This window comes from Comamonas testosteroni (assembly GCF_014076415.1).
Classification (GTDB): Bacteria; Pseudomonadota; Gammaproteobacteria; order Burkholderiales; family Burkholderiaceae_C; genus Comamonas; species Comamonas testosteroni_F.
Window position 1 is genome coordinate 5,423,991 of sequence record NZ_CP043568.1, and the last position, 12,636, is coordinate 5,436,626.

The 12,636-nt window shown below is 61.8% G+C and carries 9 protein-coding genes; 4 read left to right on the plus strand and 5 right to left on the minus strand.

The features are described 5' to 3' along the window. Positions 1-106 precede the first annotated feature (106 nt). From F0P97_RS24980 to F0P97_RS24990, 3 genes are all read right to left on the minus strand, one after another. Positions 107-1,075, minus strand: coding sequence for a Bug family tripartite tricarboxylate transporter substrate binding protein (locus F0P97_RS24980; protein WP_182284771.1), 969 nt, complete (start codon positions 1,073-1,075; stop codon positions 107-109). 17 nt (positions 1,076-1,092) lie between these two features. Beyond that, the gene (locus tag F0P97_RS24985) at positions 1,093-2,151 is read right to left on the minus strand and encodes a 3-keto-5-aminohexanoate cleavage protein (protein WP_003073674.1); all 1,059 of its coding nucleotides are present in this window, start codon (positions 2,149-2,151) and stop codon (positions 1,093-1,095) included. Positions 2,152-2,264: 113 nt separating this feature from the next. Further along, positions 2,265-3,113, minus strand: a complete 849-nt coding sequence (locus F0P97_RS24990; RefSeq protein ID WP_182284772.1) for a TauD/TfdA dioxygenase family protein — start codon at positions 3,111-3,113, stop codon at positions 2,265-2,267. A gap of 156 nt (positions 3,114-3,269) precedes the next feature. Between F0P97_RS24990 and F0P97_RS24995 the strand changes: the two genes are divergently transcribed. After that, on the plus strand, positions 3,270-4,304 hold the full coding sequence (locus tag F0P97_RS24995) for an AraC family transcriptional regulator (protein ID WP_182284773.1): 1,035 nt from the start codon (positions 3,270-3,272) through the stop codon (positions 4,302-4,304). Here F0P97_RS24995 and F0P97_RS25000 read toward each other — a convergent pair. After that, positions 4,291-5,502 (minus strand): M20 aminoacylase family protein, encoded by a 1,212-nt coding sequence (locus tag F0P97_RS25000; RefSeq protein WP_182284774.1) that lies wholly within the window; start codon positions 5,500-5,502, stop codon positions 4,291-4,293. The genes F0P97_RS24995 and F0P97_RS25000 overlap by 14 nt on opposite strands. An 84-nt stretch (positions 5,503-5,586) precedes the next feature. Then, positions 5,587-6,747, minus strand: coding sequence for an ABC transporter substrate-binding protein (locus tag F0P97_RS25005; protein WP_182284775.1), 1,161 nt, complete (start codon positions 6,745-6,747; stop codon positions 5,587-5,589). Positions 6,748-6,908: 161 nt separating this feature from the next. Between F0P97_RS25005 and F0P97_RS25010 the strand changes: the two genes are divergently transcribed. The 3 genes from F0P97_RS25010 (at position 6,909) to F0P97_RS25020 (ending at position 12,624) form a co-directional block, all read left to right on the plus strand. Continuing rightward, entirely contained in the window at positions 6,909-8,972 is a 2,064-nt protein-coding gene (locus F0P97_RS25010; RefSeq protein ID WP_182284776.1) for a molybdopterin-containing oxidoreductase family protein, read from the plus strand. A gap of 195 nt (positions 8,973-9,167) precedes the next feature. After that, a complete protein-coding gene (locus F0P97_RS25015; RefSeq protein WP_232538051.1) occupies positions 9,168-10,727 on the plus strand; it encodes a sensor domain-containing diguanylate cyclase in 1,560 nt (519 codons plus the stop codon). Positions 10,728-11,028: 301 nt separating this feature from the next. Then, the gene (locus tag F0P97_RS25020) at positions 11,029-12,624 is read left to right on the plus strand and encodes a flavin monoamine oxidase family protein (protein WP_182284778.1); all 1,596 of its coding nucleotides are present in this window, start codon (positions 11,029-11,031) and stop codon (positions 12,622-12,624) included. The last annotated feature ends 12 nt before the right edge of the window (positions 12,625-12,636 follow it).

The window sequence follows — 12,636 nt, forward strand, 5'->3', positions numbered from 1 at the left end:
AAATGCTCCTGTCTCTATTGTTCACCGCTAGGTGCAGCAAGCGCTGCAAAGCAAGAGTCCGGGCACCCTCAGTCGCAGACATGCCCGGGCCGATTGACAAGCCGACTCAGTTCAGCTTGATGCCAAAATTCCTGACGATCTCGCCATTGCGCTGGTATTCGGCCTGCAGTTCCGTGGAAAGCTGCTCCAGCGTTCGCTCCTGCTTGATGGGCTCGAAGCCGGTGGACAGATAGCGCGCCTGCACCGCCTGACTGGCGTTGACCTTCTGCAGCGTAGCGTTGATCTTTTCCAGCAACGGCTGCGGCGTCTTTGCCGAGGCAAAGACGCCAGCCCAGTTGCTGAAATCAAGCTCCGGATAACCCAGCTCGGCCATCGTCGGCACATTGGGGAAATCGGGCAAGCGGCTCTTGTAAGCAACGGCCAGTAGCTTGACCTTGCCGCTGGGAACCAGCGGTTTGGTAGTCACGGAGCCGTCGAACATCAGCGGAATCTGGTTACCCATGATTTGTGCCAGTGCCGGTGCAGAGCCAGGGAACGGAACATGTTGCATATCCAGGCCGGCCTTCTGATTCAGGATCACCCCTGCGTACTGCGATGCCGTCCCCTGACTGTAGGAGGCAAAGGACAGCTGACCCGGATGGGCCTTGATATAGGCAATAGCCTCCTTGGCATCCTTGGCCGGGAACTGGGGCGAAGCAATGAAGACCATGACGGAGCGTGCCATCTGCGAGACGGGTCTGACATCCTTCATGGCATCAAAGCCCCCCTTGAGCACATGCGGAACTTCGGTCAGGATATTGGTCACCGTCACCAGCAGGGTATTGCCGTCCGAGGGCTGGGACAGCATGTATTTCACCGCCATGGCACCGCCGGCACCGGGGCGGTTTTCCACAATCACAGGCTGTTTGAGCTCATGCGCCAGCTGATCGCTGATGATGCGTGCAAACACATCGATCGTACCGCCGGGCGGCGCAGGAACAATGAGCTTGACAGGCTTGTCGGTGAAAGCGAGGGCGCTGCCCGCTGGCAAAGCTGCAGCCAGCGCAATGGACAGCAGGACTGGAATGCGTTGCATCGTGCGCTCCTTTGAACTCAGGCGACTTTGCGCAGAAAACCCTGCTGAGCACCGTTGCGATTCGGAGCAAAGCCGTTCCGAGCCAGACTTTCCTCCACCGTGTCGTAGAACACTCCGATCTGGCAGATCTCGCGCGCCTGGGCAGGAGTGGCGATGGGGCGGCTGCATTCCTTGGCAATGCGCACCAACTGCTCGATCTGCTCCACCGTGCCCATTTTTCGGGTTCGGGTCTGATTCCACAGATTGTCTTCGGTGCCGCAGCGCACATGCAGGCCCATGGCAATGCCCATGAGATTGATGGGCAGCACGTTCAGCACCGATGCTTCCACCGTGAGCACCGCACCGTCGGGCACGGCGCGCACAAAATTGGCCAGGCTGTAGACGCTGGGCTGGTCCATGCCGCCGCCGATGGCCACCCAGTTCAGCACCAGCGGACCTTTGTAGATGCCGCGACGCATCAGCCGCTCAACCGACTCGAAGCTGTTGATGTTGTAGCACTGGAAGGCACTCTGAATGCCGGCCGCACTCAGGCGGCGTATATGTTCTTCGGCCCAGCCCGGCTGTGCAGGCACGGTCATTTCCTTGTAGGCATTGAACACCGCTGGGTCCTCCATCGAAGTACCCTGGATATCCCGCGCATCGAACTGCTCCAGAATGTTCATCTGCGAGGTATTGATAGTCACCGTCACCTGATCGGGCTTGGGGTCCAGCTCGGCCAGCATGTGGCGGGTATCGTCGGACAGCCATTTGGCGGCCGCGCCATCGGTTTCGGGTGCAAAGCTGATCGACCCCCCCACCTGGATGATCATGTCCGGGACGCGGGCACGCACGCCGGCAATCAGCTCGTTGAACTTGGAAAGCCGCTTGCTGCCGCGACCGTCGAGTTCACGCACATGCAAGTGCAGCACCTGGGCGCCGGCGTTGTAGCAGTCCACGGCTTTTTGAATCTGCTCCTCCATCGTGACGGGAATTTCGCCAGGGAAGTCCTCCGGCAGCCACGAAGGTGCATAAGGAGCTGCAGTGATGATGAGAGGCTGCTGATTTTCGGCAACCAGGTGACCGTCGAGGAAATTCATGATGGTGTCTCCGTTGTTATATGAATGCCATGCCCGCGCTCAGAGCCTCGCGTACAGCTGTGCTTGCACTGAACGGCCAGGTTCTGCGCCTTGCCACAGGCGTTTTCCGATGCTCAAAAAGTCGGTGTGCCAATGATTCCGGCACGCTCCATCTTTCGATGGCTGGGCGGGTAGTCCATCACCGCGTAATGCTGTGTCGCGCGGTTGTCCCAGATGGCGATGCTGCCGGGCTCCCAGCGCCAGCGGACCTGGTACTCGGGGATCGCGGCCTGGCTGATCAAGAACTGCAGCAGACTGGATGAGCCCTGGGTGAAGTCCTGGCCCACACGCACATTGGCGGGCGTGTGGAAGTTCGTGAAATGAGTGGTGAAGCCGCTGACAAACAGCACTTTTTCACCGGTTTCCGGGTGTGTACGCACCACCGGGTGCTCCGCATCGGGAAACTGCGCCTTGAGGGCCAGGCGCTTTTCCGCAGGCATGGCAGCGCCAAAGGTGCACTCAATGCTGTGGCGTGCCCGCAGCGGGGCTATCACGTCCTTGATATGCGATGGAAGCATCTCGTAGGCCAGCGCCATATTGGCCCACATGGTGTCGCCGCCAACCGGCGGACATTCAACGCAGCGCAGCACGCATCCCATGGGCGGCACCTCGCGCCAAGTGGCATCGCAATGCCAGGAGTTTTCATACCGGTCCAGCGGCTTGTCCGGCGTCTTGTAGATCTGCACCAGACCGGGATGCTCAGGGTCGCTGCCGACCACCGGGTGGTCCTCCAGCTCGCCAAAACGCCGGGCAAAACCGACATGCTCGGCGCGACTGATACTCTGGCGACGCAGGAACAGCACCTTGTACTTGAGCAAGGCCGCCTTGATCTCAGCGAAAAGCCCATCATCGCGCAGCGCATCCGCCAGTTGCACATCGACCAACTCCGCGCCTATGGCACAGGTCAGAGGGTTTATCTGCATCACTGTCTCCTACACTTTTTGAACCCAGGCTTGTTGCTAGTTTCTGCCGCCCGGTAAGTCCACTGTAGAAAACCTGTGTCACATAGGTTGTGCATTTCATGCCGCACGCTATGCATCTCATGCCAAAATTTCTCCGACTTTTTGCTTGGAGCAGTCATGGTCACTTTTGTGCGCGCGGCATCTCTGACGAATTTCTCGGAACTATTCAGCGAACTGGGAGGAGACCCTGAAGCGGCATTGCGTCGCGCCGGCCTGCGCCCAGCCGTGGTGCGCGAGCAGGATCAACTGATCGATGCTTTGACGGCCGGGCGCCTGCTGGAAGAAGCTGCAAGCATCACGGGTTGCGAAAACTTCGGCCTGCGCATGGCGCAATCTCGGCAGATTTCAAACTTCGGTGTCGTCAGCCTTTTGTTGCTGCACCAGCCCACCTTGCGCAAGGTGCTGAGCACGCTGATCGAGCATGTGCACATGCTCAATGAGTCGCTGGTGATTCATATGGACGACGCCAATGGCGTCGTGGTGCTGCGCGAAGAGCTCACCCTGCCGGCGGCACTGCCTCAATCCATGGAGCTGGCAATCGGCGTGCTGTTTCGCACCTGCAACCTGCTGCTGCATGAGCAATGGCGCCCGCTGCGGGTCTGCTTCAGCCACCCCGCGCCCGGCGACATCGGCCTGCACAAGCAGATGTTTCGTTGCCGCGTGGAGTTCGATGCGGACTTCAACGGCATTGTGTTTCGCACCGAGGACCTGGATGCTCCCAACCCCATGGCCGACCCGGTTCTGGTGCGCTATGCCAAGACCATGGTGGACACCACGCAGCAGGGTCGTCAGGCCTCCGTCGGCCAGCAGGTGCGCAAAGCCATCTATCTCATGCTGCCCTCGGGCAATGCCACCTGCATCTGCGTGGCCCAAGGTCTGGGGCGCAGCGTACGGACCCTGCAGCGCGAGCTTGGCGGTGAAGGCCTGAGCTTTACCGACCTGCTGCAGGAGGTTCGCTCAGATCTCGCCCAGCGCTATGTGCGCAACCCTGACTACCCCGTGGGCCAGATCGCGACCATGCTGGGCTACAACAGCCACAGTGCCTTCACACGCTGGTTCAGCACGCTCTTTGGCTGCCCGCCCGAGGTCTGGCGTGAAAGAAATCTTCCACCCAGCCCGCAACGGCCGGCCCAAGCCTTCAGCCGCGCGTAGGCTGGTCCAGCCAGCGCTGGGCCAGCTTGACCCAGAAGGTCGCTCCCAGCGGAATCAGCGCATCGTTGAAGTCGTAGCTGGGGTTGTGCAAGGTACAGGGGCCGCCGCCATGCCCCTGGGCGCGATGATCACCATCGCCGTTGGCGATAAAGCAGTAGGCACCGGGCTTTTCCAGCAGCATGAAGGCGAAGTCCTCGGCCCCCATGGATGGCTCTTGCGGCACCACACCGGCATCGCCCAGAATCTCGCGCATCACGGCCTGGGCAAATTCGGCCTCGGGGGCCGTGTTGATGGTCGGCGGGTAGTTGCGCACGAACTCGAACGTGCATTGCGTGCCATGTGCGGCACAGACGGCTTCGCTGATCTGCTGCATGCGCTGCTCGATGAGGTCCAGCACCTCCAGCGTGAAGGTACGCACCGTGCCCTGCAGCTCCACGCTGTCCGGCACGACGTTGGTTGCCTCGCCGGCATGGACCATGGTGACCGACACCACGCCCGCCTCGATGGGCTTGACGTTACGGCTGACGATGGTCTGGAAGGCCATGATGAGCTGGGCCGCCACGGGCACCGGATCCACCACCATATGCGGCATGGCCGCGTGACCGCCCTTGCCGCGCACCACGATCCTGAATTCGTTGCTGGATGCCATGGCAGGCCCTGCCCCCACGGCCATGGTGCCGGCCTTCATGCCCGGCCAGTTGTGCATGCCAAACACGGCCTGCATGGGGAACTGCTCGAACAGTCCATCGTTGACCATCTCGCGGGCACCGCCACCACCCTCCTCGGCAGGCTGGAAGATGGTGTAGACCGTACCCTCGAAGCTGTCGCGATGTGCGGCCAGATATTGCGCCGCTGCCAGCAGCATGGCCGTGTGGCCGTCGTGACCGCAGGCATGCATCTTGCCCGCATGGCGGCTGGCATGGTCAAAGGTGTTGAACTCCTGCATGGGCAGGGCATCCATATCGGCACGCAGGCCGATGGCTCGGCCGCCATTGCCGCCGTCACGGCCATGAATGATGCCCACCACACCGGTCTTGCCCAGACCGCGATGGATCGCTATGCCCCATTGCTCCAGTTTCGCCGCGACCAGATCCGAGGTCCGTATTTCCTCGAAACACAGCTCGGGGTGGGCGTGGATATCGCGACGCAGCGCGGCAATCTCAGGGGCGCTTGCTTGAAGTTCGGGCAGCAGGGCCATGCGCTCTCTCCTTGGGGTCATCAATGGCAAAGATGCCATGATGGCTCAAAGCGAGAGAGCTTGCGCCCTGCACGCCTCTAAGCCTCACACACGGACCTTGCCGTCGCCCGTGAGCATGGACAGCTCGACAAAACGCGGCTTGCCGGCCTGTGGGCGGAAGGCGATGGGAAAACCCGCCACCTGCTGGCCGTTCATGGCCTCCAGCGCCGTCACCAGACCATCGCGCTGCAGCCGGCCAGCGGCAGCGGCAGATTTAAGCGCCTCACCCACGACACGGGCGGCCAGATAGCCCTCCATGCTCGAGTAATCGGGCTGCAGCGACGCACCGCTTTTCTGCAGGGCTGCCTGAAACTCGCGTGCCAGGGGATGCGAGGTCTTGAACGGCGATGGCACGACCTGGGTGACCACCACCCCCTCGGCATCCTTGCCCAGTGCCTGCGCCAGTGCCGAAGTGCCCACGAACGAGACGTTGTAGAACTGTCCGCCATAGCCGGCCTGGCGTGCCGCACGCACAAAGGCGGCACTGGCCGCATAGGTGCCGACCTGCACGATCACATCGGCACTCAGCGGCACCAGGGTCTTGACGGCCTTGGCCACATCCCGGGAGTTGCGCTCCACCGTAGCGGCGCCCACGGGCTTGAGACCATGACTTTGCAGCGCCTGCGTCACCCCCTCGAGACCGGACTGCCCGTAGGCATCGTTCTGGTGAAACACTGCGATCTTATTTAGCCCCAGCGAGACCAGCTGCCTGACCATGAGAGCGGTTTCATCGGCATAGGAAGCACGCAGATTGAAGACCGCCTGGGCGAGCTTGGGTTCGCGCAGACCGGCCGCCCCTGTCAGCGGCGCAATCAGTGGCAGCTTGGCCTTCTGCAGCAATGGCAGTGCGGCCATGCTGGTGGGCGTGCCCAGGTAGCCGAACAAGGCCATCACATCGTCGGCAATGAACTTCTGGGTATTGGCCACACAGCGTTCGGGCTCGTAACCGTCGTCCAGCGTGCGCAGCTCCACCTGGCGACGGCCGATGCCGCCCTGGGCGTTGAGCTGATCGAAATACAGCTTGGCACCCTGCACAAACTGCATACCCAGCTGCGCTGAAGGGCCGCTCAGCGCGCAGGACTGTCCAAGCACAACGGGCCCACTCGAATCCTGGGCATAACTGGCGCCGGTCCAGTTCCCGGCAGCCACAACTGCGCCAGCAGTCATGAATTGACGACGATTCCACTCCACTCGCTTGTCCTGCATTGCTCTCGATCTCTCTCTACGGGCTACTCATTGCCACGGGCTGGATCAGCCCGTTTCTGGGGTCTTGCATCTCAGGTTTTTTGACATGGATGCGCGCCGCATAATAGGCCCACAAAGCGGTCTCCAGCCGCAAACCGCTCCAGATTTTTCGAGCCCACGACATGCCTCATATCGTTCAAGTACGCGGCGCCTGCCCGCATGACTGCCCGGACACCTGCGCCCTGGTCACCACGGTGGTCGATGGCACGGCCACCAAGGTGCAAGGCAATGCAGAACACGCTCACACGGGAGGCGTGCTCTGCGCCAAGGTCAGCAAGTACACCGAACGCACCTACCACGCAGGGCGAGTGCTGCAGCCTCTCAAACGCAGCGGCCCCAAAGGCAGCGGCCATTTCACCCCCGTGAGTTGGGACGAAGCACTGAGCGATATTGCCCAGCGCCTGCACGGCATCGCTCGGCGCGCGCCCGAAGCCATACTGCCCTACAGCTATGCCGGCACCATGGGACTGGTGCAGAGCGAGAGCATGGACCGGCGCTTTTTCCACCAGTTGGGCTCCAGCCTGCTGGATCGCACCATCTGCGCCAGCGCCGGCAGCGAGGCGCTGGCCGCCACCTATGGCGGCAAGCTGGGCATGCGCGTGGAATTCTTTACCGAAAGCCGGCTGATCCTGATCTGGGGCAGCAACAGCATTGCCAGCAATCTTCATTTCTGGCGCTATGCGCAGGAAGCCAAGCGCCAGGGCGCCAAGCTGATCTGCATAGACCCGCGCAAGAGTGAAACCGCCGACAAATGCCACGAGCACCTGCAGTTGCTGCCCGGCACCGATGCGGCACTGGCTCTGGCGTTGATGCACGAGCTGATCGTGCACGACTGGCTGGACCATGACTACATTGCCCAACACACCCAGGGCTGGGACGCACTCAAGGCCAGAGCCTTGCAATGGCCGCCCGAGCGTGCGGCCCAGGTCTGCGGCCTGACGGTGGCGCAGATCCAGTCCTTGGCACGTGACTACGGCACGACCAGGCCAGCGGCCATTCGCCTCAATTACGGCATGCAGCGAGCACGCGGCGGCGGCAATGCCGTGCGCGCCGTGGCCTGTCTGCCGGCTCTTGTCGGCGCCTGGCGCCATCGCGCGGGCGGGCTGCTGCTGTCCGCCTCGGGGGTCTCGCCTTTCAAGCGGGCTGCGCTTCAGATGCCGCAGTTGCTGGGAGAGCGTCGCCCACGCACGCTGAACATGAGCCAGATTGGCGATGTGCTGCTGCATGAGGGCGGCGCCGGCTTCGGCCCCAAGGTGGAAGCCATCATGGTCTACAACAGCAATCCCGTGGCGGTGGCGCCAGAGTCGGCCAAGGTGGCCGCGGGCTTTGCGCGCGAAGATCTGTTCACCGTGGTGCTTGAGCATTTCTTGACCGACACCGCAGACCATGCCGACTACGTGCTGCCCGCCACCACGCAGCTCGAGCATTGGGACATCCACGGCAGCTACGGCCATACCGATGTGCTGCTAAATCGCCCGGCGATTGCCCCCCAGGGCCAGGCGCGCAGCAACGCGCAGATCTTTCGCGATCTGGCCATGCATATGGCCAGGCTGGACTCCGCTTTTGCAGCCGCATATTTTTCTGAGTCTGATGAATCTCTATGCCGCACAGCAGTCTCGGACACTGCTATTGATTTTGAAGAGCTGCTGCAACAGGGCTTTGCCCATATCCCGCTGCCCGATGCGCCGTTTGCCGAAGGCGGCTTTGCCACGCCATCGGGCAAATGCGAATTCGACAACCCCGCCCTGGCCCGGTTGGGCATCAACACCTTGCCCGACTATCTGCCCAATTACGAGCCGCCCACGACGGCCTACCCGCTGGCCATGATCTCGCCACCCGCACGCAACTTTCTCAACAGCAGCTTTGCCAATGTGGCCAGCCTGGCCCGCATGGAAGAGCGTCCGCTGCTGGAGATGCACCCCGATGACGCAGCTGCGCGCGGCATTGCCGACGGTGACCGGCTGCGCGTCTTCAACCGGCGCGGCGAGCATGTCTGCCACGCCGCCGTCAACGGCCGTGCTCGCGCCGGTGTGGTGGTGGGCCTGGGCATCTGGTGGCGCAAGCAGGGAGCCAACGGCACGAATGTGAACGAGCTGACGCATCAGCAGCTCACAGATATTGGCCGGGCGCCCTGCTTCTACGACTGTGCAGTAGAGGTAGAAAAGTTCAAGGAGTTGTCTGCCTGACACGCCTGCATGGTGGTTGACCATGAGCAGGGCCACGGCGCGAGCAACCATAATGCAGACACTCAATGAATATGCGGCCGGGGTCTGCGCCTGTCAGAGCACACAGGTACAGCGCAGAGCCGCCCAGCTCTCGCGACATCATCTGTGAAGAAATCTCTCCCCTGGCACCGCCGGCTTGCGCCTAACCGGCTTGATTTGCGTCGACTGATACTGGCCCTGACCATCTGCAGCGCGCTGATACCGTTTCTCAACACTTTCTATGCCGGCTATCTGGTGCAGCGCCAGCAACTGATCGACAACACGCTCGAAGGTCACCATGCCTACGCCACCAAACTGGCCAGGAGCACAGACGATTTTCTCCAGTCCGCCCTCCAACAACTGGAGTACAGCGCCAATCTGATGGGGGCGCACATGAATGACGTTGAATATCTGGCCAAAGAGGCCACGCGTCTGCGCCTGCAAACCAAGAGCTTCAACTCCGTCACCATCATCGATCCCACGGGGTATGTGCTGGCGACATCGCCCGAAACCCTGCAGATCAAGGGGAAGACGCTGCAAAGCGCCGGAGTGACACAGACATTGAGCACGCGAGGGCCCGTGATCAGCCAGCCCTATATGTCCACGGCCGGCAACTACATCATCTTTGTCTCTCAGCCCATTTTCGACCCTCAGGGCGAATTCCTCGGGGCAGTGGGCGGCAGCATCTACCTCAAGGAAGACAGCATCCTCGACACCCTGTTGGGCTCGCACTTCTACCAGGATGGGACCTATGTCTACGTGGTGGACAAGAACAAGCACATCATCTATCACCCCGACAACAATCGTATTGGCGACCAGGTGATCAACAACGATGTCATCAACGCCGTGATCAGGGGCGAGTCGGGTACGGCGCCGGTCGTCAACAGCAAGGGAGTGGAAATGCTGGCCGGCTATGCCGTCATTGATGCCTCGGGCTGGGGCATTGTGGCCCAGCGTCCCAAGGCGGCCACACTGGCCCCGCTCAACAAGCTGATGCGCTCCGTGCTCTACAAGACCCTGCCCATCGCCCTGCTGATGCTGGTGGTCATCTGGTGGAGCGCGCGCCACATTGCCAGCCCGCTGCGCCAACTGGCCAATGGCGCTCACGATATGGACAAGCCCGAGACGGCGCAGAACATTCAGGCCGTCAAGTCCTGGTACTTCGAGTCCTACGAGCTCAAGAAGGCCATGCTCAAGGGCCTGGGCCTGCTGCAACGCAATATCACCAAGCTGCGCGAGGATGTGAACACCGACCCGCTGACAGGCCTGGGCAATCGCCGCCATCTGGAGGCTGCCATCACGGCCTTCCAGACGCAAGCGCTGCCGTTCTCGGTGGTTGCCATCGACATCGATCACTTCAAGGATATCAACGACGGCTTTGGCCACGATACAGGCGACGAGGTGCTCAGACAGCTCGCACGCACCATGCGCGAGGTCTCGCGTGTCGATGACCTGCCCTGCCGCGTGGGTGGCGAGGAGTTTCTGCTGCTGCTGCCCGGCACGGCTCTGGAGGCCGCCACCCATGTCGCCGAGCGCCTGCGCCAGATGGTCGAGAAGATGGAGATGCAGCATGTGGGCCATATCACCATCTCGCTGGGCGTGGCCCACTGGCCCGACACCGACCCCGATATCAAGGCCGTCTTCCAGCAGGCCGACGTCATGCTCTACGCGGCCAAGCGGGGCGGACGCAATCGTGTCATGGTCAGTGAGGCCAGCGAGCCTCCCAGCGAGCTCTGAACCCGGCGACACCGTAGTTCCAGTCCACTCTCAAGGCGTATCCGCTGTCACAGCCGATACGCTTTTTTTGAGCTCATTGTGTGACTTCTCTGCACCAATTTGGCCATTAATGCTTCAAATTAGTGAGCATGCACCATACGCTTCAAGAGGATCGAGCGCAGATTGCTCTGAATTACATAACAAGTAACTGATTTCATTGAACTAATACCTCGAGCCCCTGCCCTGGCACAGCTCTTGCTGAAAACCCTTGCCCCGCAGCCCCGGATGGACAGCGGAATACACAACAGCAAAGGAATTTCAGATGCCAGAGCCAAGCAAGCATGTCAGTCGCAGACAACTGCTCTCGATGATCGGAAAGGTCGCGGGCGGCAGTGCCATGTATCAAGCCATGAGTTCACTGGGCTATGCCGCCGAATCGCATTACAGCGGTCCGGTCAAGCTCGGCAACGCCAAACCTGGCGCATCGGTTCTGGTGCTGGGCGCTGGCCTGGCAGGCATGGTGGCAGCCCACGAGTTGCGCGCGGCCGGCTACAAGGTGCAGTTGCTTGAATACCAGAGTCGCGCTGGCGGCCGCTGCTGGACGCTGCGCGGCGGCGATGAGTTCAGCGAACTCGACGGCACGCGCCAGAAAGTGGGCTTTGCCAAGGGCAACTACTTCAACCCCGGCCCCTGGCGCGTGCCCTACCACCACCATGCGATGCTGGACTACTACAAGCGCTTCGGCATCAAGCTCGAGGCCTTCAACCAGGTCAACTACAACGCATATCTGCACAACAGCAAGGCCCTGGCCGGCAAGCCCCAGCGCTTTCGCCATGTGCAGACCGATGTCTATGGCCATGTGGCCGAGCTGCTGTCCAAGGCTACCAATCAGGGCGCACTGGACCAGAGCGTCAGCCGGGAAGACAAGGAACGCCTGCTGGAGAGCCTCAAGGCCTGGGGCGTGCTGGACAAGGAGTACCGCTACCGCGCCAGCAATGCGGTCAGCGATTTCCGGGGCTACGACATCGACCCCGGCGGCGGCCTGATGGCGCAGGCCAAACCTTCGACGCCCATGGGCCTGCACGAGCTGCTCGAGTCCAATTTGTGGCGCCAGATGGGCGTGGGCAATATCTACGAATTCCACAGCGCCATCTTCCAGCCCGAAGGCGGCATGGACATGCTGGCCCAGGCCATGGCGCGCGATCTGGGCCCGGCCATACGCTACAACGCAAAGGTCACCAGGATCGCCCAGAACGACAAGGGCGTGACCGTGGACTATGTGGACGCCCTCAAGCCCGGCAGCACGCTGCAGGCCCGCGCCGACTGGTGCGTGTGCACGATTCCGCTGTCCATCCTGAGCCAGATCGAAGTGCAGGCCGGCAGCGCCATGCAGAACGCGATTGCTGCCGTGCCCTACGGCAGCTCCATGAAGGTCGGTCTGGAGTTCAAGCGCCGCTTCTGGGAAGAGGACGAACGCATCTACGGCGGCATCAGCTACACCGATCTGCCGATCCAGCAGATCTCCTACCCCTCCACCGGCTATATGGGCAACGGCCCCGCCGTGCTGCTGGGCGCCTATGCCTTTGAGAACTCCAACAGCTACCGCTTCTCCTCGCTCAAGCCGGCCGAGCGCGTTCGCCTGGCGCTGGAGTACGGCGCGCAGATCCATCCGCAGTACAAGCAGGAGTTCCTCAACGGTGTGTCGGTCGCCTGGCATCGCATGCCCTGGATCAACGGCTGCTTCGGCAACTGGACCGATGCACTGCGCGAGCAGCACTACAAGGATCTGGCACAGATCGACGGTCGCCTGGTGCTCGCGGGCGAGCATGTCTCGTACATCCCCGCCTGGCAGGAAGGTGCCGTGCTGTCTTCGCTGGACGCCATCCAGCGTCTGCACGCCAAGGCCTCCAGTCTCTGATCGCCCATGTCA